At 36.2% G+C, this 26,555-nt stretch carries 23 protein-coding genes; 14 read left to right on the top strand and 9 right to left on the bottom strand.

Translation table 11 applies throughout. From position 1 onward, the window contains the following. The first annotated feature begins 5 nt into the window (after positions 1-5). The 12 genes from GZ212_RS03065 to GZ212_RS03010 all read left to right on the top strand — a co-directional run bounded on the left by GZ212_RS03065 (position 6) and on the right by GZ212_RS03010 (position 10,726). Entirely contained in the window at positions 6-377 is a 372-nt protein-coding gene (locus GZ212_RS03065; protein ID WP_166957159.1) for a hypothetical protein, read from the top strand. Between the two features lie 6 nt (positions 378-383). Continuing rightward, the gene (gene sufC / locus GZ212_RS03060; protein WP_053971013.1) at positions 384-1,136 is read left to right on the top strand and encodes a Fe-S cluster assembly ATPase SufC; all 753 of its coding nucleotides are present in this window, start codon (positions 384-386) and stop codon (positions 1,134-1,136) included. A 91-nt stretch (positions 1,137-1,227) separates the two neighbouring features. Beyond that, positions 1,228-2,541: a Fe-S cluster assembly protein SufD gene (sufD, locus tag GZ212_RS03055; protein ID WP_166957157.1), complete on the top strand. Its 1,314-nt coding sequence runs from the start codon at positions 1,228-1,230 to the stop codon at positions 2,539-2,541. 9 nt (positions 2,542-2,550) lie between these two features. Beyond that, entirely contained in the window at positions 2,551-3,768 is a 1,218-nt protein-coding gene (locus tag GZ212_RS03050) for an aminotransferase class V-fold PLP-dependent enzyme (protein WP_166957155.1), read from the top strand. A gap of 87 nt (positions 3,769-3,855) precedes the next feature. After that, positions 3,856-4,371 (top strand): hypothetical protein, encoded by a 516-nt coding sequence (locus tag GZ212_RS03045; protein WP_166957153.1) that lies wholly within the window; start codon positions 3,856-3,858, stop codon positions 4,369-4,371. 181 nt (positions 4,372-4,552) lie between these two features. Next, positions 4,553-5,635, top strand: coding sequence for a zinc metalloprotease (locus tag GZ212_RS03040; RefSeq protein ID WP_166957151.1), 1,083 nt, complete (start codon positions 4,553-4,555; stop codon positions 5,633-5,635). Positions 5,636-5,755: 120 nt separating this feature from the next. Next, on the top strand, positions 5,756-6,535 hold the full coding sequence (locus tag GZ212_RS03035; protein WP_166957149.1) for an META domain-containing protein: 780 nt from the start codon (positions 5,756-5,758) through the stop codon (positions 6,533-6,535). Positions 6,536-6,587: 52 nt separating this feature from the next. Beyond that, on the top strand, positions 6,588-7,010 hold the full coding sequence (locus tag GZ212_RS03030; protein ID WP_166957147.1) for a SufE family protein: 423 nt from the start codon (positions 6,588-6,590) through the stop codon (positions 7,008-7,010). A gap of 2 nt (positions 7,011-7,012) precedes the next feature. Next, positions 7,013-7,339: a DUF59 domain-containing protein gene (locus GZ212_RS03025; RefSeq protein WP_166957145.1), complete on the top strand. Its 327-nt coding sequence runs from the start codon at positions 7,013-7,015 to the stop codon at positions 7,337-7,339. A 13-nt stretch (positions 7,340-7,352) separates the two neighbouring features. Further along, positions 7,353-9,188, top strand: coding sequence for an ABC transporter ATP-binding protein (locus GZ212_RS03020; RefSeq protein WP_166957143.1), 1,836 nt, complete (start codon positions 7,353-7,355; stop codon positions 9,186-9,188). An 18-nt stretch (positions 9,189-9,206) separates the two neighbouring features. Continuing rightward, a complete protein-coding gene (locus GZ212_RS03015) occupies positions 9,207-9,710 on the top strand; it encodes a DUF2480 family protein (protein ID WP_166957142.1) in 504 nt (167 codons plus the stop codon). A gap of 77 nt (positions 9,711-9,787) precedes the next feature. After that, positions 9,788-10,726: a DUF3078 domain-containing protein gene (locus tag GZ212_RS03010; protein WP_053971004.1), complete on the top strand. Its 939-nt coding sequence runs from the start codon at positions 9,788-9,790 to the stop codon at positions 10,724-10,726. A 45-nt stretch (positions 10,727-10,771) separates the two neighbouring features. On the opposite strand, the gene hflX is transcribed toward GZ212_RS03010, so the two are convergent. Continuing rightward, positions 10,772-11,986: a GTPase HflX gene (gene hflX, locus GZ212_RS03005; protein ID WP_166957140.1), complete on the bottom strand. Its 1,215-nt coding sequence runs from the start codon at positions 11,984-11,986 to the stop codon at positions 10,772-10,774. A 108-nt stretch (positions 11,987-12,094) separates the two neighbouring features. Here hflX and GZ212_RS03000 point away from each other — a divergent pair, with 108 nt between their 5' ends. Then, on the top strand, positions 12,095-13,048 hold the full coding sequence (locus GZ212_RS03000; RefSeq protein WP_166957138.1) for an endonuclease: 954 nt from the start codon (positions 12,095-12,097) through the stop codon (positions 13,046-13,048). A gap of 52 nt (positions 13,049-13,100) precedes the next feature. On the opposite strand, the gene GZ212_RS02995 is transcribed toward GZ212_RS03000, so the two are convergent. Both GZ212_RS02995 and GZ212_RS02990 read right to left on the bottom strand, forming a co-directional pair. After that, positions 13,101-14,423 carry a DUF5689 domain-containing protein gene (locus GZ212_RS02995; RefSeq protein ID WP_166957136.1) on the bottom strand — a complete coding sequence of 441 codons (1,323 nt, stop codon included), beginning with the start codon at positions 14,421-14,423 and terminating at the stop codon, positions 13,101-13,103. A gap of 12 nt (positions 14,424-14,435) precedes the next feature. After that, positions 14,436-17,216 carry a TonB-dependent receptor gene (locus GZ212_RS02990; protein ID WP_166957134.1) on the bottom strand — a complete coding sequence of 927 codons (2,781 nt, stop codon included), beginning with the start codon at positions 17,214-17,216 and terminating at the stop codon, positions 14,436-14,438. A gap of 139 nt (positions 17,217-17,355) precedes the next feature. On the opposite strand from GZ212_RS02990, the gene GZ212_RS02985 reads away from it, so the two are divergent. Continuing rightward, on the top strand, positions 17,356-18,414 hold the full coding sequence (locus tag GZ212_RS02985) for an endonuclease/exonuclease/phosphatase family protein (RefSeq protein WP_166957132.1): 1,059 nt from the start codon (positions 17,356-17,358) through the stop codon (positions 18,412-18,414). A 54-nt stretch (positions 18,415-18,468) separates the two neighbouring features. On the opposite strand, the gene GZ212_RS02980 is transcribed toward GZ212_RS02985, so the two are convergent. The 6 genes from GZ212_RS02980 to GZ212_RS02955 form a co-directional block, all read right to left on the bottom strand. Then, positions 18,469-18,909 carry a hypothetical protein gene (locus GZ212_RS02980; RefSeq protein WP_166957130.1) on the bottom strand — a complete coding sequence of 147 codons (441 nt, stop codon included), beginning with the start codon at positions 18,907-18,909 and terminating at the stop codon, positions 18,469-18,471. Positions 18,910-19,008: 99 nt separating this feature from the next. Beyond that, a complete protein-coding gene (locus GZ212_RS02975; protein WP_166957128.1) occupies positions 19,009-21,606 on the bottom strand; it encodes a TonB-dependent receptor domain-containing protein in 2,598 nt (865 codons plus the stop codon). A 182-nt stretch (positions 21,607-21,788) separates the two neighbouring features. Continuing rightward, a complete protein-coding gene (gene pgi / locus GZ212_RS02970) occupies positions 21,789-23,435 on the bottom strand; it encodes a glucose-6-phosphate isomerase (protein WP_166957126.1) in 1,647 nt (548 codons plus the stop codon). Between the two features lie 3 nt (positions 23,436-23,438). Further along, positions 23,439-24,770, bottom strand: coding sequence for a peptidoglycan DD-metalloendopeptidase family protein (locus GZ212_RS02965; protein WP_166957124.1), 1,332 nt, complete (start codon positions 24,768-24,770; stop codon positions 23,439-23,441). Beyond that, the gene (locus tag GZ212_RS02960) at positions 24,728-25,651 is read right to left on the bottom strand and encodes a tryptophan 2,3-dioxygenase family protein (protein ID WP_166957122.1); all 924 of its coding nucleotides are present in this window, start codon (positions 25,649-25,651) and stop codon (positions 24,728-24,730) included. Before GZ212_RS02960 ends, GZ212_RS02965 begins: the two co-directional genes overlap by 43 nt. A gap of 3 nt (positions 25,652-25,654) precedes the next feature. After that, positions 25,655-26,437: a DUF3108 domain-containing protein gene (locus tag GZ212_RS02955; protein WP_166957120.1), complete on the bottom strand. Its 783-nt coding sequence runs from the start codon at positions 26,435-26,437 to the stop codon at positions 25,655-25,657. Positions 26,438-26,555: the final 118 nt, after the last annotated feature.

Raw genomic sequence — 26,555 nt, 5'->3', positions numbered from 1 at the left:
ATCATATGAAAAAACTTTTGTTTTTATTGATGTTCACTGCTATTTCAGCTTGTAAAAATGACACGAAACAAGCAAGCGATTCAACAGACTTAAAGGAATTGAAAGGAGAGTTTGTTTATTTGGCTGATGCAGCTGTATTACAAACGTCTCAAGAAATTTATGGAGTAATCATCAACGAAAAAATGCACGAGTTGGATGATATGGTAAAACCCTATAAAAAAGAAGATACAGACATGGTTCCCGTTTCTATTAAAGGAAAAATCATTCCGAAACCAGAGGGAGAAGAAGGTTGGGATTACCGTGTAGAAATTGTAGAAATATTAGGTGTAAGTAAGCCCACTGAAAGCACAAACAATGTCATAAAATTAGGAGAATAAAAGCGTATGTTAAAGATAAAAAACTTACACGCCAGCATTGAAGGCAAGGATATTTTAAAGGGAATCAATCTAGAGGTTAAACCTGGAGAGGTTCATGCTATTATGGGGCCTAATGGGTCCGGTAAAAGTACCCTAGCATCTGTAATTGCAGGTAAGGAAGATTATGAAGTAGAAGAAGGTGAGATTTTATTGAATGATGAGCCTATGGATGAATTGGGAGCTGATGAACGTGCCCACAAAGGCATCTTTTTATCCTTTCAGTACCCAGTTGAAATCCCAGGTGTATCAGTTACCAATTTCATGAAAACGGCAATCAATGAAACCCGTAAAGCTCAAGGTTTAGAAGAAATGCCAGCAAACGAAATGCTTAAAAAAATTCGCGAAAAAGCAGAACTTTTGGAAATAGACAGAAAGTTCCTATCGCGCTCTTTAAATGAAGGTTTCTCGGGTGGTGAAAAGAAACGTAATGAGATTTTCCAAATGGCTATGCTAGAGCCCAAATTGGCTATTTTGGATGAAACCGATTCTGGATTGGATATCGATGCACTTCGTATTGTTGCCAATGGCGTTAACAAACTTAAGAGTAAGGACAATGCGGTTATCGTGATTACACACTACCAAAGATTATTAGACTACATAGTGCCAGATTTTGTACATGTTCTTTACAATGGAAAAATCGTAAAATCTGGTTCCAAAGAATTGGCTCATGAGTTAGAAGCCAAAGGTTACGATTGGATTAAGGAAGAAGTAGGTGCATAGCACTGATGAAAAACGTAAAACGTCAAGAAGTTGAAGCAGAAAATAGACCAAATTTTAGCTTTCAAACTTTTTAACATTGCAACTTATACAAATGGATTTAAAAGATAAATTAGTGTCCTCATTTTTTGCTGTCGAAGATTATTTGGAAGACAGCTCTCCTCTTCACGAGATAAGAAATGAGGCCATCAAGAATTTTGAACAACAAGGGTTTCCAACAAAAAAACAAGAAGCTTGGAAATATACCTCACTCAACAGTGTTTTAAAACACAATTACAGTTTATTCCCAAAGCAAGAGACTGCCGTTGAGTATCATGCGATCAAGCCTTATTTGATTCATGATATTGATACCTTCAAAATCATCTTTATTGACGGGAAATATTCGTCCCATTTGTCCCAAACCACACACGAGGGAATGGATGTCTGCCTTATGTCGGCAGCACTATCAAAACCTAAGTACCGCATCATGATTGAAAACTATTTCAACAAAGCGGCCAATAAAGAAAGTTTGACCTCATTGAATACGGCATTTGCTACAGAAGGCGCTTTTATTCATATTCCTAAAAACAAACTGGTTCAAAAACCAATACAAATAGTTCATTTCTCTACAGGTTCTGAAGCTTCTTTGATGTTACAACCTCGCAACTTAATTGTTGTAGATGAAAATTCGCATGTTCAAATCATCGAAAGACACCAAAGCTTAACAGACAACCCTGTTTTGACTAACAGTGTTACTGAAATTTTTACCAATAAGAGAGCTATTGTTGACTATTATAAAATTCAGAACGATAATCTGAATGCGTCTTTAATTGATAACACTTTTATCAAACAAAAACAAGAAAGTATTGCCTCAGTTCACACGTTTTCTTTTGGCGGAAACGTAACGAGAAATAATCTTAATTTCTACCAACACGGGGAACGAATCGATTCTACCTTAAAGGGAATTACCATTATTGGAGACAAGCAACATGTAGATCACAATACCCTTGTTCATCACATAGAGCCTAATTGTGAAAGCCACCAGGATTACAAAGGAATTTTTGGGGATCGATCTACAGGTGTTTTCAACGGGAAAGTGATTGTTGAAAAAGAAGCGCAAAAAACAAATGCCTACCAAGCCAATAATAACATTTTGGCAGATGACAAAGCTACAATTAACACCAAACCACAACTTGAGATTTTTGCTGATGATGTAAAATGTTCTCACGGTTGTACTATTGGTCAGTTAGATGAAGAAGCGCTATTCTACTTGAAATCTCGTGGAATTCCAGAAAAAGAGGCAAGAGCACTTTTGATGTTTGCTTTTAGTAACACGGTATTGGAATCTGTCAAAATCAACGAAATTAAAAGAAGAATCACCAAACTCATAGCAAAAAAGCTTGGGGTGAATATTGGGTTTGATTTATAAAATAAATTTATGGCCCTAGACATTCAGGACATAAGAAAAGATTTCCCCATTCTTTCAAGAAAAGTCAATGATAAACCATTGGTGTATTTTGATAATGCAGCGACCTCGCAAACACCGCAACAGGTCATTGATTGTATTGTAGATTATTACAGCTCCTATAATGCCAACATTCATAGAGGCGTTCATGCATTAAGTCAAGAAGCTACCGATAAATACGAACAAGCCAGACACACCATACAAAAGCATTTTAATGCCAAACATGCTTTTGAAATCATTATGACTTCTGGAACTACCCATGGTATTAATTTGGTTGCCAATGGGTTTTCTGCTTTGTTAAAATCGGGAGACGAAATCCTAGTTTCAGCCTTAGAGCATCACAGTAACATTGTACCATGGCAAATGCTTTGTGAACGCACAGGAGCTATTCTTAAGGTCATCCCAATGAACAATGAAGGTGAATTGGTCATTGAACAATTTGAAAACTTACTTACTGATAAAACCAAATTGGTATTTGTAAATCATATATCCAATGCCTTAGGAACTATCAATCCTATTGAACATATCATTCAAAAGGCACACGAAGTTGGAGCAGCGGTATTGGTAGATGGCGCCCAAGCCTGTCCCCATATTCAAGTTGATGTACAAGCTCTGGATGTAGATTTCTATGTGGCTTCTGCCCATAAAATGTGTGGGCCAACAGGTGTAGGCATGCTTTATGGCAAGGAAACTTGGTTAAAAAAATTACCTCCTTATCAAGGCGGTGGTGAGATGATTGCTGAAGTTACTTTTGAGAAAACCACCTATGCAGATCTGCCCCATAAATTTGAAGCTGGAACGCCAAACATTTGTGGTGGCATTGCTTTTGGTGCTGCTATAGATTATTTAAATCATATAGGTTTAGAAAATATAGAGGCTTACGAACATGAACTTTTGGTTTATGCAACTGAAAAGCTTTTGGAAATTGATGGTCTTAAAATATATGGTACTTCACACCATAAAACATCGGTAATTTCATTTAACCTGGTAGGAATCCATCCTTATGATGTAGGAACCATCTTAGATAAAATGGGAATCGCTGTTCGCACAGGACACCATTGTGCCCAACCGATTATGGACTATTTCAAAATCCCTGGAACGGTTAGAGCGTCCTTTTCTTTCTACAATACGTTTGAAGAAATTGACCAACTGGTCGAGGGGGTAAAAAAAGCTCAGATGATGCTGTCGTGATAAATCAAGAATAAAATTAATCTATTTTCTTTTGGATTTTTTGATATTTATTTATTTAAGGTTCAATAACCTATAAACCCAAAAGCCATGAGACTTTATCAAAAAACATTTGTATTAGTTTTTTTTATTCTAACTCTTTTCTCGTGTAGTGAAAATGAAAATTCAAACACAGATAAACTCCCAAAATTAGATAATATATCGCTTCCAAACTTAAAGATTTCTGGAGAAGAAATATTTGAATTTAATATTCTTGATAAGCAACAAGCCCTAACAAAAATAGGAGAAATTAATAATGATCTTGAAAGAGCAATTGAAGAGGACGAGTTTTTACTCATGGCCACTTATAAGATACTAGTAGATGACCAAAAAATAACTATTAGGGATTTTGAATATTTTGAAAGAAATGGTGAATATACTTCGTTTGACGCGCTTGAGGCATGGAATTGCCCTTCAGGAACAAGTCAAATTGGTAGTAACTGTTATACGCAGTCCTGTGTAGAAGGAAATTTAGCCACCGCATTTGAAGATTTTGGATCAGGAGACACGCTGGTCATTACCGTACATCATGGTGGTCTTGCAGGCGGTGTTAAAATATGCATCTAAAGAAAAACACCTCCATATTATTTGTAAAAAAGACACTTAAAATAAGTGTCTTTTTTTTGATCTAAACGTGAAAATTTCAGGTCATTCATCGAAATTTCTATTATTTTTTAACATTTTTTTTAGATAGTAATCTGTTTTTTATATCTTCCGATTCACTTAATTCAAAAATTTATAGAATCATATGAAAAAAGTAATTTTAAGTATGGCCGCCTTGGCCATGATTTTTGCTACTTCATGTAGTAATGACTCCAAAGAAACTATGAACACTGATCAACAGGCTAAAGTTGACATGAGTGACTTCTATCTTTACACCGATGCTGATATTGATGAGCAATCACGTGTAGCCTCTGGACAGAAATCCTGCCATTCCATGGTAAACCTAAACCGCTTATTAAATGAGAATCCAGGTTTAGAACAAACAATGTATGATATAGAATACAATTTAAGAGCTGCAATAGCTGCTAAAAAGCCAGATGGCGCAGGAAATGGAAACGGTAATGGAGGTGGAAACAACGGCGGCGGTACTGATCCAGATCCAGGCTTCACAGATCCAGTAAGCATCCCAGTTGTAGTGAATATCATAGAGCAATATTCTAATCAAGTGACAACTCAACAGATCAACTCGCAAATAGCTGTTTTAAATGAGGATTTCAACAATAACAACTCAAACACAAGTGGCGTACCTTCTGAATTTTCTGGAGCTGTAGCTGATTGTGGAATTTCTTTTACACTTCACACTGTAAATAGAGTTGTAAGCACCCAATCCTCTTGGGGAACTAATGATGCTATGAAGCACAGTAGTCAAGGAGGAATAGATGTAACAGATCCTTCTACCTATTTAAATATTTGGGTATGTGAAATTGGTGGCGGAATTTTAGGTTACGCTCAATTTCCTGGAGGACCTTCTTCAACTGATGGTGTTGTAATTGGAACTGATTTCTTTGGCGAAAATGCTGCTGGAGGCGTTTATGGTCATGGTAGAACAGCTACCCACGAAGTAGGTCACTGGTTAAACTTACGTCATATCTGGGGTGATGGTCAATGTAAGCAAGATGATTTTGTACAGGACACACCTCCATCAAATGGACCTAACTATGGTTGTCCTTCTTATCCAACCGTAAATTGTCAAACAGCAGATATGACTATGAACTACATGGATTATGTCTATGATGATTGTATGTATATGTTTACGAATGGTCAAAATACTAGAATGAGAGCTTTGTTTGAGTCTGGTGGAGCTAGAGCTTCATTGGCAGGAAACTAAGATTCTTCTCATAAATATTAAAAGCGCTCAAAATAGAGCGCTTTTTTATTTACCATAGCTTTCACATTCAGTTTGGCTTCTTTTTTGTAATATTAGTTTTGTAACACTAAAAAGATACTAATGAAACTTCTTTATATCATATGCTTTTCACTTATTTTCAATGCTTGTGGAAGCGCCAAGGAAACTGCTACCATGATTAGCGGAACTTATGAAATTTCAACTATTGATGGTTTAACCACATTACCTTCAAAACTAACTATGGAGTTTAATGATGAAAACAAAATGGTTTCTGGTTTTGCGGGATGCAACAGGTTTACGGGCAATTATAAGACATCAGACAAAAAGTTGAATTTTGGTCCATTAGCAACAACCAAAAAACTCTGCCCAGGAGAAGGGATGAAAGTTGAAGATCATTTCCTGAAATTATTGGATCAGGTAAAAAATTATGAATTCAAGAATAACACCTTATACCTAAAAGATGAGGATAACAAAACCCTTATTATAGCCAATCAAATTAAGGTTTCCAATCAAAAAACAATGACACAAAACCCTTACATTCTAGAATATTCAGCTATAACAAGAGGCTCCTTTTTGAAAGTGACCTTGAATGACAATTCGATTAGTTATCAAAAAACAAGGGGAGGGCTTCCATCCACTAAAGAACTTAATTTGGAGGCTTTATCCTCCATTTTAGAAAAAGCCAATAAATTGGAATTAGAAAAATTAAAAAACCTTGAGGTTCCTTCTAAGAATCATCAATTTGATGGAGCACTCCTTGCTACCTTGAAAATAACCAAGAATGGAAAAACCTTTCAAACTCCCACTTTTGACCACGGAAATCCTCCAGAAGAAATTGCCGATTTAGTTAATGAAATGTTATCGTTTGTTGAAAAACCCTAATTTATTCAATTAGGTATGTTTCAAGTTGTATTTTTGCACAAAACAATTGGTCGTGAGCATTAAAAATATTCAACAAGATATTATTGAAGAGTTTTCCATGTTTGATGATTGGGAAGAGCGTTATCAATATATGATAGATTTGGGAAAATCGCTTCCGCTTATAGATGAAAAATTTAAAACGGAAGACCACTTGATAAAAGGCTGTCAAAGTAGAGTGTGGGTAAACGCTGAACTGAAAGAAGACAAAGTTTTGTTTACAGCAGATAGCGACGCCATCATTACCAAGGGAATTATTGCCATACTCATTAGGGTTTTCTCAAATCAAAATCCAAAAGACATCATTGAAGCGGATACTGAATTTATTGATGAAATTGGATTAAAAGAGCACCTCTCTCCCACTAGGGCCAACGGTTTGGTTAGTATGATAAAACAACTGAAAATGTATGCTATTGCATACCAAACACAATTAAGTTAAGTATGAGCGATTCCACTATAGATACAAATGCTCTTGGAGAACAGATAGTCAAGGTTTTAAAAACTATTTTTGACCCTGAAATTCCAGTAGACATATATGAATTGGGATTAATTTATGATGTCTTTGTCAATGAAGATTATGACGTTAAAATCCTGATGACCTTAACCACTCCCAACTGCCCAGTTGCAGAAACATTACCCATGGAAGTGGAGGAAAAAATAAAATCATTAGATCAGGTTAATACTGCCGAGGTAGAAATCACTTTTGACCCACCTTGGAGCCAAGATTTAATGAGTGAAGAAGCAAAATTAGAGCTAGGGATGCTTTAATATCATTCTTTGAATGCCCAGACATATACCAAAATCTTTACAAGAGGATCAAAAAACCAATTTAAAATCGTCTTTTAACGCCTTAGCTTACATTCCAAGGTTCTTCAAAGAAATCTGGAATGTAAACAAAGGATTGTTTTTATGGACAGCGGTTTGCCGGTTAATAGGAGCATTATTACCCGTTATTATCCTTTGGGTAGGCAAACTGATTATTGACGAAATTGTCACCCAAACCAATCTTGAAATTACAGATTATAGTCAACTCTGGACTTATGTGGTTATCGAGTTTATTCTGGTCATCCTTTCGGACCTGATTAGTCGTGCCATTTCCCTAACCGATGGTCTTTTAGGGGACGAATACAATATTGCCACCTCGGTCAAAATCATTAAAAAAACACATCAAGTAGATATCAGTCTTTTAGAAAACTCTGAATTCTATGACAAACTGGAACGAGCCAGAACGCAAACCACAGGCAGGGTTGGATTGATGTCAAATGTTTTGGGACAAGCTCAAGGATTGATTTCCATCATATCCTTAGTGGCTGGTTTGATTTATTTTGAGCCTTTATTAATCATCCTTTTGGTTTTAAGTATTATTCCCTCATTTATCAATGAAGTTAAATTTAGTCAGCAACAATATTCCTTAGCTAGAAGTTGGACTTCAGAGCGCCGTGAATTGGACTATTTGAGATACATTGGAGCCAATGACAAAACGGCCAAAGAAATCAAACTCTTTGGACTTACAGATTTTCTGGTTAATCGTTTTTCAAAACTTTCCCATTTATACTACAAACTGAATAGAAAACTCGCCATCAAACGCTCTTCTTACGGCTTTTTATTTAATGTTTTAGGGTCGCTAAGTTATTATACAGCCTATGTATTTATTATCTACAGAGTGCTTTCAGGGGTCATCACTCTGGGTGAATTGACCTTTCTTTCAGGGTCTTTCAATAGATTAACCAAGAACCTTCAAGATTTCTTCTCTCGATTTACAAGAATATCAGAAAGCGCCCTATACCTTAAGGATTATTTTGATTTCATTGATATTTCAATTTCTTCAACGACTGAAGAAGACATGCCTCTTCCCCAAAAAATAGAAAGCGGATTCGAATTCAGAAACGTTCATTTTTCATACCCCGAATCGGAAATCGAAATTTTAAAGGGCATGGACTTCCAACTCAAAGCAGGAGAAAAACTTGCCTTCGTAGGCCAGAATGGCGCTGGAAAAACGACTTTGATCAAATTACTTTTGAGATTCTACGAACCTACCTCTGGAGAAATCTTGCTAGATGGAATAAACATCAACCGTTTCAAAAAAGCAGATTACCAAGAGTATTTTGGCGTGATCTTTCAGGACTTTTTCAAATATGAATTTACGCTCAAAGAAAACATTGCCATAGGTGATATTGAGGAACTAGAAAACCAAAATAAAATAGAGAATGCAGCACTATTAAGCTTAGCTAATGAAGTGGTTGATTCCCTAGTAGATGGATATAATCAACAATTAGGAAAACGATTTGTAAGTGGTATGGAATTATCTGGAGGACAGTGGCAGAAAGTAGCCTTAGCCAGAGCCTATATGAAAGATGCCAAGGTTATGATTTTAGACGAACCTACCTCCGCATTAGATGCTAGAGCAGAGAGTGATGTTTTTGAACGCTTTATCGGATTGACGAAAGGAAAAACCAGCATCATCATTTCCCATAGATTCAGCACAGTAAGACAAGCTGATCGCATTCTGGTTCTAGAAGAGGGTAAAGTATTAGAAATAGGCACTCACGAGGAATTGATGACGAATCAAAAACTGTATGCCGAACTGTTTACATTGCAAGCGGAAGGCTATAAGTAATTTATGTAACTTTGTACCATGTCAGGAGAAATTGTTAATCGCGTAGCAAACAGCAAACTTAAAACTTTGGATTTGGAGGAATTCTATCCAAAAGGCAACAGGATTTTATTTGATATTAAAGACTGGTTGTTTCAAGAAATCATTCTAAAAGAAAAAGATTTTAGGACTTTTGTAGAAGCTCACGATTGGAGCCAATATCAGGACGCATACGTGGCACTTAGCTGTTCGGCAGATGCCATTATTCCATCTTGGGCCTATCTTCTATTGACCACCAAACTGCAACCATTTGCTAAAAAAATAGTGGTGGGCAGCCTTGAATTATTGGAAACCGTTATTTTTCAAGAAGTCATCAATGAATTGGAATTGGATGAGTTTGCAGACAAACCAGTCATCATTAAAGGATGCTCTGACAAACCCATACCCGATTCGGCTTACACACTTTTAATTTCCAAATTGCAACCAGTGGCTAAATCTTTAATGTTTGGTGAAGCTTGTTCCACTGTTCCTTTATACAAAAAATAATCTAAGTACTTTATTTAGAGCCATTAGGCAAAAATGGTTATTTTTGAACCATCATTTATTACATATAATATATATTTATGAAAAAGCTATTACTATCATTTTCTTTGCTGTGTTTTTCGATTGCAGCAAATGCCCAAACCTTAGAAGAACTTAAAGCTGAAAAAGCCTCAAAACAAGACTCCATTGACGCCTTACAGTCAAAAGTCGATGATTTACAATCCCAGATTGACAAATTTCCAGGTTGGAAGTTTGGTGCACTTGGTACCATAGGTGGGAGTTGGTCAGAATTTAGTAATTGGTATGCCCAAGGATCACCGAATAATGCGTCAGGGAATATCAATATTACCTTTAACCCGCACGCCAAATTGGATCGAGAAAAATATTTTTGGTACAACCAAGCCAACCTTAATTTAGGCTGGGTGAAATTTGATGACAAAGATGACCCAACCGATGAAGAAGGATGGAGAGAAGCTGTAGATGTTTTTAACGTTACCTCACTATTTGGCTACAAGCTGTCTTCAAAGCTAGCAGCATCTACCTTAGGGGAATACAGAACAACTCTTTTAAACAATTTTAACGATCCAGGGTATTTGGATTTAGGGGTTGGTGTTACTTGGACACCTATATCCAATTTAGTCGTTGTGGTACATCCAATAAACTATAACTTCGTTTTTGCAGATAATGATGCCATTTTTGATTCATCTTTAGGTGCTAAAATTGTGGCCAATTATACCAGAACGATGAATAAATTTAAGTTCATGTCAAACCTTTCCGCTTTTCAAAGTTACAAGAGTTCAGATTTATCCAATTGGACGTGGATTAACTCGGCTAGCTATTCCATTTGGAAAGGCATTGGGGTAGGTTTTGAAATCGGCCTAAGAGGTAACAAGCAAGAGGCAGTTAACTACGCCTTAGATAATTGGACCGTAGAGTCTGGAGAGCCTGTTCCTGATTTTGACAACGTAGATAACAAAATTCAATATTACTCTACTTTCGGGATTAGCTATTCCTTCTAAAAGAAAGAGTTTAAATAAAAAAACACGCCAATTGGCGTGTTTTTTTTATTCAGTAAATTCGTTGTAATCGGGATATAAAAAATGGTTGTATGGAAATCTGGTAATATGTATTTTCCTTACTTCATTATACACCTTAGCTCTAAAATCCTCTAGATTATTTCGATTCAGTGCCGAGATAAACAAAGCATTGTCTCCTATTCTACCCATCCACGTTTTTTTCCATTCATCTAAGGAATAATTCGCTTTGGTTCTTTCAGTCATTAAGTCTTCCTTATCATAAGGCTCAGGCTCATAGGCATCAATTTTATTGAAAACCATTATCGTTGGTTTATCAATACTTTCTATTTCACCAAGAATCTTATTCACAGATTCAATATGTTCTTCAAAATTAGGGTGTGAAATATCTACCACATGAAGCAGTAAATCAGCCTCCCGAACCTCATCCAAGGTACTTTTAAAAGACTCTACCAACTGAGTTGGCAGCTTTCTAATAAATCCAACAGTATCACTTAACAAAAATGGTAGGTTTCCTATAACGACTTTCCTAACCGTTGTATCCAAGGTGGCAAACAATTTGTTCTCTGCAAACACTTCACTCTTACTTATGACGTTCATTAAGGTCGATTTCCCAACGTTGGTATATCCTACCAACGCCACACGAACCATTTGTCCGCGATTCCCCCTTTGAACAGCCATCTGCTTATCAATGGTTTTAATCTTCTCCTTTAAAAGTGATATTTTGTCCCTTACAATACGTCTATCTGTCTCAATTTCCGTTTCACCAGGACCACGCATACCAATCCCCCCTTTTTGACGTTCCAAGTGTGTCCACATTCCTTTTAATCTAGGAAGCAGATACTCACATTGCGCTAATTCTACCTGAGTTCTAGCATAACTGGTTTGGGCTCTTTGGGCAAAAATATCCAATATTAAATTGGTCCTATCCAACACTTTGCAATTAAGCATCTTGCTGATGTTCCTTTCCTGTGCTGGAGATAATTCATCATCAAAAATGGCAGTTCCCACTTCATTCTCCTGAATAAATTCCTGCACCTCTTCCATCTTACCCTTCCCAATAAAAGTCTTTGGATTGGGCATCTCCAATTTTTGTGTAAACCGTTTTACAACTTCTCCGCCAGCGGTATAAGTTAAAAACTCCAATTCATCTAAATACTCCTTGGACTTGGCCTCATCCTGTTCTTGGTTTACGATACCAATCAAAACGGCCTTTTCTAAGTCTATGTCCTTCTTTTCTAGCATATATCATTAATATACGACAAAGTTACAAGGATTAAATCAAATTTTTTAAAATTGCCCACTGATATATCTGTATCTTTATAAGTACAACCATTTTGCAATCAAAGGGACATGCCTTCATTTCACAATAAAAAACAATATACCGTTGCCTTTTATAACCTTGAAAACCTTTTTGACACCTATGATGATGAACTGACCCAAGACAATGAATTTCTTCCTGATTCGGTTAAAAAATGGACGTTTAAAAGGTATCTGAACAAGCTTAGAAAATTAGGATTTGCTATTTCCCAGATAGGTGAGAACGAAACTGGATTCCCTCCTGCGTTGGTAGGTTTATCTGAAGTGGAGAATGAATTAGTGTTAAGAGATTTAATTAGCTCCCAACACTTGGCTCACATTCATTATGATTTTGTTCATTTTGATTCTCCAGATGAACGTGGCATTGACGTGGCCTTATTGTATAATAAAAAGGTATTCCATAAACTAAAAGCCTCCAGACATGCACTTGACATATTCAATGTAGATGGGGAAAAAGATTATACTCGAGATATCCTACATGTATCGGGTCTATTTGATGGTGAAAAAGTACATGTTATTGTGAATCATTGGCCATCCCGACGTGAAGGTCTTGAAGAATCCAATATCAAAAGAATGGCAGCTTCCAATAAGGTAATGGAAATAATGGAGACGATTTTGTATGAAGAACCTGAAGCCAAATTTATCATTTTGGGAGATTTCAATGATAACCCCGATACAGAAAGCATCAAAAATTTAGTAAACAATCAGGATTTGTTCAATCCTATGGAACAAGTTTATAGTAAGAGTCGCGGCACCACACGACATGACTTTGTTTGGGATTTATTTGATCAAATTATTTTGAGTACGTCTTTCTTTGAAAGAATACCAGGAACGTTGACCTACTTAAAGGCTGATATTTTTGATGAAGACTTCCTAAAATTATTTAGAGGACCTTTTAAAGGAGAACCTTTTCGAACCTATGTAGGCACCAAATACAAAGGGGGCTATAGTGATCATTTTCCGGTTTATCTTATACTTCATAAATAAAAAAAGCCCGATTGTTTAATCGGACTTTTTTTATTCTTTTAAGAATCATTCCTTATGGAACAAAAACTTTTACGTTATCAACTTCCCAAGTAGAAGAAGCTGAAGTTGTTGATGTGTATTTAAAAGCAATATATAAATTACCTCCAGCCGCAGCAGAAACATCAATGTCACCAGAATCAGTCCAGCTCCAACTTCCTGCTGATAAGGTAGCAGATAGAGGCGTCCAATCACCATCTGTATTAGGATCTCCTCCAGAGTAATTGGTTGCCATATAAACCTCTAATAAATTTCCATTGTAGTTTTTAGCAGTTTGAAAATTAAGAATAGCCTCGGTTACTCCAGTCAAATCAATAGCAGGAGAGATTAACCAATCTTCATTTTCATGATTACCACCACTAAAACCTGACATAGCAGCACAATAACCTGGGTTCCCATAAGAATTTGGAATCCAAACTTGAGACCCAATGACATTATAAGCTGTCCAAGTTGTGAATCCTGTTTCAAAAAACTCTTCAAACAAAGGATCGCAGCGCTCACCATCAAAGGCTACATCATCAGTATCTCTAATGAACAACTGATAATCGCTATTATATTTACTGAAAACAGCCGTTACGGTTCCTCTTCCTGTTGGGAACAACTGACTTTTGAAAGCAGCAAATCCACTGTTTCTAATAATGATTTGAGAATCATCTCCACAATTCTTTAAATATCTATTTACCGTGTAAGTGTCATCAGCATTAGCATATGGTAAACCTACCTCCTCGCTTCTTAATTGCATATCGTCAATTTGTACCAATAGATTTAAATTGGCGTCGGTATAAGCACCTGGAGTGATTACTTTAGGAACGATTTCTGCAACTTCTGTAGAGCGAATGATATAATCAGTATAAGTAACGGCAGGAATTCTTTCTACGCTTGTCCCGTTAATGGTCCCTATATGAAGGACCCCATTTTGATTCTCCATACCTAATCCGTTTAATTTCACATAAACCTTACGCCCAGGCTTGTATAAATCATATAACGTAGGATCATCGATATCAATTTGAATACCTGCTACTGGATTTTCAGGTTCATCCTGAATAATCAAAGTTTTATAGAAGTTACCAGCCTCGTCATTAGAAATAACATACCCTTCTAAAACTAAATCGGTTCCTTGTTCATCAAAATCTACAATAGCATCAGTACTGGAATCGTACATACTTTTCACAATAGAAATCGTTGTGGTTGCAGAAATATTAGGCTCTTGAGCATCTCCAACGTTGGGGATGCTATAATCATCGTCATTTACGCAAGATGTCAACACAGTTAGAGCCATGATAGACATCAAACTAAATAATTTGGTTGTTTTCATAAAGCTTGAAGTTATATTTTTCATAATCATTTTTTTTTAGAATCTAAAGTATACGTTTACAAAGTAGGTAGCTCCCCTACCATACCAATATTTGGAACCAAAAATAGGTGTATCCCTACTTTCATCTGCCAATAGTTCTCTATAGTTTGCGTTTCTGCCTTGTTCAAACCCTCCAGTCTTGTAGACTTCGTCCAAAAGGTTGTTAACACTAGCAAAGAAACCAATGTAATAGTCATCTATCTTCCAAGATTTCCCTCCTATTAAATTTACGGTAAAATAGTCTTCAAATTCCTCTTGTCTTAACAATTCTCTAGCCACTTCTTGGTCATAATCATCAAAAGGAATTTCATCAACTGGATTTAAATAAAAGTTTCTGGTTCTTGTTAAAGGAGCAACATCTACATAGGTATTGGTAAAATAATTTACGGTAGCTCCAAACCACCAGTAATCTGGGTCGCGATATTCAAATCCTAATGAGGCTGCCGTTTGAGGACCACTTGCCAATTTGTAATCTTTAAGATTTGATTGTCCTACAACTACATCCCTATCATTGGAAGACAAAATAAGATTGGGATTATTGTCATAGGTAAAATTACCTAAAGCGGCGACCCCTTTCAATTTCAAGGTTGGTAAAACTTGTGCCTCAATCCCTAATTCTGCACCCAAATATCTTTTATCTACACCTTGTAAAGTTTCGCTAACAAACTCTGCTACATCATCAAATCCGATGACCCCATCAGCATAATAAAAAGAGACCTCATTGGCATCTTCTATTTTGTTGTAGTAACCTGTAAGCTTTGCATTTATTATAGGTGATCTATAGACATAGCTTGCATCAAAGGCTGTAATTTTCTCTTCTGTTATATTTGGGATAATATTATTGTTCACCCTAGAATTTGAAAAAGTGTTTCTCAAATTAGGCGCTTTAGCTTGATATCCCGCATTAGCATTTATCAAATGCTTACCTGAAATTTTAAAGGTGAATCCTGCTTTAGCTCCTAAACCAGTAAAATCGAGTTCTTCACTTTTTCCGAAAGAGTTTTCTGCATTGGAACCATTTCTATACAAACCTTCTCTGTAATAATTGGTTTTACCAACATTTCCTGCCACATAAAAATCAACTCTGTTATATTTAAATTTGGCTTGAGCATATGCAGAAATAATATCAGCATGGAGATTATAATTATATCTAAATTTATCTCCAACACCTACAGTACGAAATGGATTGTTCATGTCACTTTGCTGTCTGTCTGGATCAGATTCAAACGTATCTACATCCAGATAGCTATTACCTCCTAATAGATCAAGAACTTCAGCAAAATTTTCTGATTTCAATTTTTTATAAGTCAACCCTCCATTTAAAAGGATGTTTTGGTTAATTTCTGAACTTAAAATAGTATTTGCTGTAAATTGAGAATCATCCGTTCTGTCTTCGTAAAGAATATACGTAGAATGGCCACCCACATTTTCTAAATTATGTTGGTACATATCCGTCCAATTTATCTGACCGTCATTTATAAAATCCTGTCCATACAAATAGGCATTTTCATAATTAGGACCATCATCCAATCCTAACCAGAAACTAGGAAGCTTTTGGTAATAAGCCGGACTTGGGTTAGAACCACCTCCTACAGCTACTCCAGCATCATTCAGTCTTGAACCATTCCAGTCTAAACGGCTATTACCAATTTTTCCAAATTGGTAACCTATGTTCGTATTTAATTTGGTTTTCTCAGTGATATCCCAATAATGGTTCAACATAAAGATGGGCTCTTCAATCGTCTTGATACGAGAGTTTCTCTTATCTCCATCTTGCCAACCCCAGTATTCATTGTATTTAATTCCTCTTAAATCATATACCTCCTGTGTGTTTGGAGATGATTTCCCCCTTCTGTTTGGGGCGTACATAGACGTAAAATTTATAGAATGCTTATCTCCTAGTTTCTTTTCTATAGAGGTAAAGAAAGAATTAGCATCATAAAGGGTGGCGTCTTGGAAGCCTTCATTACCCCAACGTCTACCTACGGCAAACACCATAGACCAACCTCCATTTAGTTCTCCAGTAGCATAACTACCGATTACCCTATTCGTATAACTGCGGTTTGATGAAGAGTAGGTTACACGACCACCTTGACGATATCTCGAGGCTCTAACATTAAGGTTATTTGTACCTATAAATCCACCAAAATTATAATCTGAAGGCTGAAGACCAGTGGTTAATTCCTGATTCCTAAGCACATCATTTAAACCTCCCCAATTACTCCATTGGGGTCTGCCATCATATAATTTATTCATTTCAATCCCATTGATCAAAACACTACCGTTCTCAGAATCCATACCTCGAACCCTAAAAAACGAAGAGCTGAATTCAAAGGCTGCCGTTCGCTGATACACATCTTGGGATGATTGCAATAAACCTGATATGTTATCGGCACCGCTGGTATCATTGTTTAGTTCGTCATCAGATAAAGTAATGGTAAATAAATCGACCGTATCTGTGACGTCGATATCTAAAATCATATCAGAAATATCTACGATACTTCCTTCATTTACTACAATAGGGTACCTTTTGGGAGCATACCCGTTTTTTGTGAGCCTAAGCATTTGCTCACCTAATGGGACATTTTGTGAAAAAACAAACTCCCCTTTCGCATCAGTTTGGGTTTGTTGTCCTGTTTCTTCAATGGTAATGGTAACTTCGGGAAGAGGTTCATTGGTTGCTGCATCCTTTACACTACCTTTTATCAAGGTGCTTTGAGCAAAAGTAAAGGCCAATGAAAAAAATCCCGCTAAAAAAATCAATAAGCGTTTTTTCATGTTAGAATTTAAGATTAATAACTTCTTATGCGTTAAGTAATAATTAATTAAAGCGCCCAAATTTACATTATTTATGATAAATATCTACATTTGGCCCGACAATTGTATTTTGGTAACCTAAAGTTAACTTATTGATTAGATGAAATTACACATTATCCTATTTCACTGCCTTTTTTTGGCCATTGGAACAAGCCAACTTAGTGCTCAAGAAAAAAAGACTTATAAAATTCATACCATTGCATTCTACAATCTTGAAAACCTGTTTGACACCATTAATGACACTTCAAAATTTGATGAAGCCAGTCCAATCATGGAAATGAAAGGTGATATTGAGACGGTATACAAAAAGAAAGTCCACAACATGGCTAGAGTACTATCAGATATCGGTTTGGATGACACCCATAACTCTCCGGTAATTATTGGAATATCTGAAGTTGAAAACAGACAAGTTATTGAAGACTTGATCAATGACCCCCTTCTTTTAGGAAGAGATTACGGTATTATACACTATGACTCTCCAGATGCTAGAGGAATTGATGTAGCTATGCTTTACCAAAAAAAGTTTTTCACTCCTTTACATACAAGCTCTCACGAATTGAAAATCTATGATGACAATTCCCGAAAGCGTGTTTATACTCGTGACCAACTATTGGTCAGTGGGACTCTAGAAGGTGACATGATTCATGTACTAGTTAATCACTGGCCTTCTAGAAGTGGTGGTGAAGCTAGAAGCCGACCAAAACGTGTTGCGGCTGCCAAATTGAGTAAAAAGATTATTGATTCGTTGCAAACCGATGATCCCTATGCTAAAATTTTCCTGATGGGCGACTTGAATGACGACCCAACAAATGAAAGTGTCAAAAAAGTGCTAAATGCCGAAAAAGACCGAGATAAGGTAGAGTTTAAAGGCATTTACAACCCCTATGAGAGCTTTTATCGAAAAGGACTAGGTACAACAGCCTACAGAGACGCTTGGAGCTTGTTTGATCAAATTTTAATCTCAAAGCCTTTATTAGACAAAGACTTTTCAACCTTTAAATTTTATCAAGCAGGTATTTACAATAAGAACTACTTGGTAGGTAAGTATGGAAGGTATAAAGGATATCCTTTAAGGAGCTTTGCAGATGGTGGATTCACTGATGGTTTTAGTGATCACTTCCCCGTATATGTCTATGTGATTAAAGAAATATCGGAATAAAAATCATCCTTACAGTTAATAAAAAAGTCGCCTTAAAGGCGACTTTTTTATTTGTTAAGCCATCCAAACATCCCAAGGAATTCTGGATAAAAGTAGAATCAAAGCGAATAAATAAAAGATGGCAACCGTGTTGAATTTGGACTTAGAAACCAATTTCTTTTTATGTTTTGAGTAACCCATAGTTATCAGCACAATAGCAATGATATTAACCAAAGGATGCTCCACCAAATATAATCTTAACAATGCGTTTTTCATAACACCTCCCATACCTAGCTCGCTAAACATACTTAAGCGTGGTGACACAATATAAAGCACTAACCCAATCAATAACTGAATATGGGAAACGATTAAGGTGAACAATGAAATTCTAAAATCAAGAGCTTTATATTCTCTGTCTCCTAGAGCCTTTATAATACTGTTTACTACGGCAACCGTTAATACGGTCAATACCAAATAAGCCCAATAGGAATGTAAATTTTGTACAATGTCATACATGTGTTTAACTGTTTAAGATGAGAAAACAAAAATACTAATTAAAATGTATAAAAAAACCTCTTCAAAATGAAGAGGTTTTTTATCCTATTATATAAAAGACTAGAAATTAAATCTCATGCTTACATTCCAAGTTCTACCTAAACCGAAATATCCTCTATTGCTAACATTGATTCCTTTATAAGTCTCATCACCAGCTTCTGCTTCATTAGCTGTAGAAAGCTCAGAAATATAAACCTCATCAAACAAGTTATTGATATTTCCTCTGAATACTATGGAATTATTACTTTTTCCAACATTCATTGTATAAGTCATACCCAAATCAACTAAATCATAGGATGGAAGTTCCAAATTATCTTTAGTTACTACATTGCTGTATAAGTCATTATACATTCTCCAATCTGAGTCAATTGAAAAGCTATCACATAATCTATAAACAAATCCAGCTCCAACTGTAAATTGGGCAGCATCACCTACTTTACCTCCATCGATATCCTCAACTTCTTGACCTTGTAATTCTTGGTTGTCGTTAAAAGTTTGCACTAATACTTCACCTACATACTCCCAATTACCGAAAGAAGCAAATCCAGTAATATTTAAATTTGAAAGTGGCTTAGCAACAAAATCCAATTCAACACCAGTGTGTAATTGCTCCACACCATTGTTTACGTCATAAAACAAATCTCCAGCATCATCTGTATAAGATACAGTTTGAACTCTATCTTTCCAATTGGTGCGGTATGCATTAATGTTAGCATCAATAAATTGAGATCTTAACTTATAACCAACTTCAAGACCTAATATCTTTTCGTTTTCAGTAAATGGATTTACACGGTTAGTGAAGTTCAAATAGATGTTTTCATGGTAAGGTTGACGACTGTAGTAACCTGCATTAAAAAAGATTGAGTGATTATCATTTAGGTTATAATTAGCTCCAGCTTTAACATTATAACCCGTATTATTCACCTTTTCAGATTCCTCAAATTCAGGTAAGTAATCGTATCTATCAAATCTTTGATGTGATTGAGTTGAAATAGAACCTTGGAAGAATGCTGAAAGTTGATCGTTCACATATTCCAATTGTCCAAATAATCCACCATAAGAAATACGCTCACTATTATCATAATCAATTCTTTGATCTTCACCCATTGTATTAAACGTAGCAGTCCAAGGGTTTGCGGCAAAAGACTCAGTAACTGTGTTGAAAACTGGATCTGTCACCCTGTTATGAGTGTCATCATACAAGCTTCTACTTTCTGTCCAGCTGTTTAAACCTAAGAAATTTTCAACCTGTCTGTAGTGAGTCCCATAATAAGTTCTTAGGTCAGCTCCAACATTTAAGGTCAAAGTTTCACTTAATTTTTGGTTTAAGTTGGTAACCATACCATACCAGCTATGGTTGTTCATTGAAGAACGTATTAAATAAGTTCCATTACCAAACATACCCTCACCATTTGCTAAGTTGTTATTTTGCATAATGGCATCAAAATCTACTTTACCATCTTCTGTTCTAACTCGAGAACCGTAGTTTCCAGTTCCTCCTCCACGGCCCCAAGAGGCATAAACTACTGTTGACAAACTAGTTTTTTCACTAATAGTCCAGTCCCAGTTTAAGTTAGCAACAGGTTTATGATAAAAGTTTCTTCTTTCAGTCATGTACTCCCCGTTCAAATAACCGTAGTTATTGTTGTATTTTCTACCATAATCTAAATAATCACTTATGGCTTTAGAAAAGTTTTGGTCATGCCATTGAGGAGCTCCAGTAATTAAAAAGTTAAAATTATGCTTCTCGTTTGGCTCATAACCTATTGAAAAGAAATAGGTTTGACCTTCACCACGGGTACCCATATTGTATCCGCCACCTCTCCAGTAGGTCATTAAGGCACTGACTCCTAAACCATTTTCCATTTTACCTGTGTTATAGGAAACGGTTGACTTCATAAAGTCGTTGTTAGCAACAACTCCTTGAACAAATCCTCCTTGGTTTTTAGAAGTAGCTTTAGTTACAAAGTTGACAGTTCCCCCAACAGAAGAAATAGCTAATTTTGAAGACCCTAAACCTCTTTGAATCTGAATGGCATTAGCAACATCACTCATACCAGACCAGTTTGACCAATAAACGATTCCATCTTCCATGGCATTTATTGGCTGTCCATTAATAAGGAATGCTGTGTTAGTTTGGTCAAAACCACGAACACTCATTCTGGAGTCTCCATAACCTCCAGATTGACCTGCAACATATACTGAAGGTGTATTTACCAACGTAGCAGTAATGTCTTGAGTTCCGATTTTTTGTTGAATTTCCTTGGCCTTAATAGTAGACACAGCTACTGGAGTCTGTCTGTCTTTTACCAAGTCAATAACTCCTGTTCCTACAATAACAACCTCTTCAAGGGTGTTATCAGGAGATAAGATAATAGTACCTAAATTTGTATTTCCATTAAAACTTAATGTCACCTTGCCATAACCGACAAAAGAAATAACCACCTCTCCTGAAGCTGCACTGGTAGTCAAAGTGAAATTTCCGTCAAAATTTGATGAGACTCCATTGGAGGTCCCTTTCTCCACAATGTTTGCACCTGGTAGGGGAGCATTCATTTCGGCATCCATGATGGTTCCCGTAATTGTTGTTTGAGCAAATGTAAAAGCTGAAAACATAATGGCTCCTACAAGAAAAATTAATCTAGTAATGTTCTTCATGTTAATTGAGAAATTGGTTTCTAAATTTTTTCGCAAAATTACATAACTAAATAGTTCAAACATTATGAAATAGTTAATTATGCATGCATATTAAATATTTAACTAAATGCCTGATTAAATTATAGATAAATTGGGCAAAACACTGATGAAATTTATAAAAAAGTCAACAGTTTAATTAACAATTAATTAAGGGTTTTCTTGAAGTGATTGATTAAACCTGAAGTTGACGGGTCATGAGCTCCAACATCTTGTGATTTTAAATCTTTTAAAACATTGTTAGCCAATTGTTTACCTAATTCAACTCCAAATTGATCGTAACTAAAAATATTCCAAATAACACCTTGTACAAAGATGCGATGTTCATACAAAGCAATCAGTTTTCCAAGGCTCTCTGGGGTTAATTTGTTAATAAATAAGGTAGTAGTCGGCTTATTTCCTTCAAAAACTTTGAAAGGAAACAGCTCATTAACAGCATCTAGACTCTCATTTTTTGCCTTAAATTCCTGTAAAACCTCTTCAGAAGTTTTACCGTTCATTAGGGCTTCTGTTTGCGCAATAAAATTGGAAATAAGTTTTTCCTGGTGGTCCTGGTCACCATGAAGGGCGTTTACAAATCCAATAAAATCAGCCGGAATTAACTTAGTCCCTTGATGAATTAATTGAAAAAAGGCATGTTGCGCATTGGTTCCAGGTTCTCCCCAAATAACAGTCCCAGTTTGATAATTCACCTTTTGGCCATTTCTGTCTATATATTTCCCGTTACTCTCCATAATACCTTGCTGTAGGTAAGTAGCAAATTGATTCAAATATTGAGTATAAGGAATGACTGCTTCACTTTCAGAACCAAAGAAATTATTATACCATACTGTTAAAAGACCAAGAACAACCGGAATGTTATCTTCAAAAGGCGTGGTTTTAAAATGTTCATCCATCTTATTTGCTCCAGAAAGCAACGCATCGAAATGTTCAAAACCTACAGATAGACTGATAGATAGGCCCACGGCACTCCAAAGTGAAAAACGTCCACCTACCCAATCCCACATTGGGAAAATATTACTCTCAGCAATACCAAACTCTTGAACTTTTTCGATATTGGTAGATACAGCTACAAAATGATCTGCTACAGCTTCTTCTGGTTGAGTCAGCAAAAACCAATTTCTTATGGTTGTTGCATTGGATATCGTTTCTTGGGTTGTAAATGTTTTAGAAACAATTACAAATAGAGTCGTTTCTGGATCCAGGTGCTTAATTACTTCATTCACATGATCACCATCAACATTACTCACAAAATGGGTTGTTAAATGGTTTTGATAAAAGGATAAGGCTTCTACAACCATTGCTGGTCCTAAATCTGAACCACCAATACCAATATTAACCACATCTGTAAATGCTTTACCTGAATGGCCTTTTCTATTTCCTGAAATTACATCATCAGAAAATTTCTTTATTTGATCCTTAACGGCGAAAACCTCTGGCATGACATTATTACCATCAACAAAAACCTCATCGGTTTGTTTCGCTCTTAAGGCCGTATGCAAAACAGCGCGTTTTTCAGTCTCATTAATTTCCTCTCCCGAAAAATAGGCGTTCATGGCCTCTTTGAGTTTAACCTCATCAGCTAATTCCATCAACAAAGAAAAAGTTTCCTCTGTGATTCGATTTTTGGAATAATCAACATAAAAATCCTCCCATTGAATTGTCATTTTTGAGGCTCTCGCTGCGTCTTCTGCAAAGAGCTCTTTAAGATGTAATCCTTTTACGGTTTCAAAATGACTTGACAGCTTAGACCAAGCTTTGGTTTCGGTTGGGTTTATTTTAGGTAATGCCATTTATTAATGTGCCTGACTGATTAAATTTTCATCTGAGTTTTCAAAAAGAACGTCTTCCTCTGCGGGAACTTCTTTGAACGGAATGCGATCCAATTGCTCTTTCAAAGGCTGTATAAAAGCCAAATAAGAAGTTTTCAAGCTATCTGCAATAGGTTCAGCTGCAGGAAGCTTTTGTCTAAAGGGATCCACCTGAACCCCATTTTTCCAAAATCTATAGCAAACATGCGGCCCAGAGGTGTTTCCTGTCATTCCTACCCAGCCAATCACATCTCCCTGCTTCACAAATTGCCCAACTTTCACATTTTGCTTTTTCATGTGCAGGTATTGGGTGCTATAGGTCGCGTTATGTTTGATTTTGACGTAATTTCCGTTTCCTCTCGTATAAGCCGATTTGATAACCGTACCGTTGGCAGTGGCTCGAATAGGAGTTCCTATATCGGCAGCAAAGTCTGTCCCTTTATGCGGACGAATTTTATTGCCATAAAGAGCAATACGACGTCTTAGGTTATAACGTGAGGAAATTCTCTTATATTCTACTGGAGCTTTTAGGAAGGCTCGTCGTAAATTATTTGCTTCTTCATTGAAGTAATCAGAAAGCCCTTTAATACTGTCTGTCTCATACTCAAAGGCATAAAAAGGTTCGCCATTGTGTTCAAAAAATGCAGCTTTTACATCGGCAATTCCTGCATAAATGGAATCATCAATATACTTATCCGTGTAAATAACCTTGAAGCGATCTCCCTTTTGTAGTCTTCTAAAGTCAATGGTCCAAGCATAAATGTCATCGGCCAATTTAAAAGTCAGCCTAGGACTGATTCCTAAATCTTCCAAGGTTTCAGAAATGCTACTAGTTATAACCCCGGCGACTTCCTTTTCAACATAGGTGACAGGCTTTCTATTTGTGTAGGCATGAATGGAATCTTGGAAATTCACCACCACATACTCTTCTTTATTAGGCTGATAAATAAAACATTTTGGCTCCTGCAAGGTGTCTTTAGAGCAAAGTAAAGTATAGGGCTTCCCTATTTGCAGCTTGGTGATATCGAAACTGGATTTGGCTCCCTCAGCGATTTGAAAGATTTTAGGATAGCCTAATCTATTGCGTTCCATAATAACGCCAAAGCTGTCTCCCGAACGGACAGTATCCCTTTTAACAATATAATCATTAAGATTGAACCCAAACTCAAAAGTGTCTTCGGGTTCCACAATGGCTATTTCTTCGGTTTCCTCAACAGGGAGAGACTCTTTCTTTTTACCGCAACTAGTAACCAGTAAGGCGGCAGTTAAAAAAGTTAGACATTTTCTCCCCAGTGCTTCAATTCTTCTTTGGTCCATAAATCCGGAAAAAATATTCTTCTTTGATATTTGGGATGCATATACTTGACCCATTCGCTTCCACCTGTGGCTTCTGCTGTTTTACCACCAATGTTTAAATAATGGTTGGCCGTATTATAGTGCGCCATGACCCATTTGATATTAACAGTTTGGTCATAATGACGCATCGCATCGATTAAACTCTTGTCTTCTTTAACACTGTCTGGAAGCTCTTTAAACTTAGTCCAGAGGTTATGTGTATTATAGAATTCCGCAAATCTAATAAATTCATCTTTGTATTTCTCTTCAAAAGCTGTTAATGTATAACTTTTTTTGCCTGTTTTGTAGTCCTTACCTGCTGCTTGCCAATATAAATGCTCCAAAGCGTATTCAAATGAGGTATTTCTATCTATGGTTTCCCTAAACCTGTGGTCTATCAGATTAATCAATTCAGTAGATGCAAATTCTATTTTACGGTACTGGGCACTTTGGAAACCACTAGCAGGGGTTAAGGTATGTCTAAATTTATTGTACTGCTCCACTTCCATCCCATCTTTCATGATATTAAAGGACGAAGTCAGCATATCAAAATACCTACTGATTCTCATCAGTTTTTCGGTAAATAACTCGGCAGAAATATTTGGTTCCTTGGCTACTTGATCAATTTCCCATAAAATCATTTTAAATAGGAGTTCATTGATTTGATGATACATTATAAAAACCATCTCATCTGGAAGAACAGTACGTTGCACTTGCAAGTTTAAAAGGGCATCTGTCTGAATGTAATCCCAATAATTAATGAGTTTCCCATAAAGCAATCCTTCCAAATGGGCATCTACATCCTGACCCAAATTTTTATATTTCTCTTCTAATTGGCTGGTTATATTTTTTTTAGTTTCCATTAGTTAGTTTTCAACAATTATTTTAAATGGGTATTTCAATCCTCTGAAGGCATTCAATTCGGCACGCAAAGAACCAACCGCCAAATCAGCTTTGACACGTAACGGTATCCTGTTTTGATCGTTTGACACCCACAGCGTTAAGCTTTCCTCTTCCTTAAACACCCTCCCCGCCATAACATATGGACGAAACTTTAGTGCATTTACCTTTCCAAAAGGTGTTTTTATATTTTCTGACCCTAAATATCTTATTTTAAATCCATAATTCTCTTCATCAAAGAACATATTAACAAACACCTCATCCCCAACATTCAGGTCATCGACATCCAAATTATTCCTTAAATAGTAAAAGGTAGACACCATATCTTGAATGTTTGGCTTGGTATCAAATTCTGCCTTACGGCTATGCTTAATATTATTTACAAGCGCTTTATTTTGTTCATGATCAAAGGTGATTTCAATGTTCTTGGTATGCCCCCCTTCATCAATCTTTCTGATAAATCTATAGGGACGCATGTGCTCTTTATCAAAATAACTCTCATACAAATCCTCTACTTTGAAAAACCACTTGATAGCACCGGTCGTCCATCCCTTTCCAACCACGTGGTAAACTGGTTTTCCATTGTAGGAGCCATTATTCACTTTTAATGTGGCTTCTCCTGCTTTAAAAAAACCACTATAACTCATTTCAAAACGAAACCATTCTCCTGTATCAAAGGCGCTTTCAGTTTGTGCCCAGGATTTAGGCATTATTAGTAAAAATAGGGCAATAGATATAAGATTCTTCATAACTGTTAGGTACAAATGTAATTTTTATTCATTCAAATTTATGTTGCAATTAAATGACAATTACCATTCCAAAGTTATAAAACAACAACTCCCTCAATATAATTGAAGGAGTTATTTA

It is taken from the genome of Mangrovimonas sp. CR14 (assembly GCF_011764015.1).
GTDB classification, from domain to species: Bacteria; Bacteroidota; Bacteroidia; order Flavobacteriales; family Flavobacteriaceae; genus Mangrovimonas; species Mangrovimonas futianensis.
Note: the sequence above shows the minus strand (reverse complement) of the source record. Positions and strands in the feature narration are given on the sequence as shown.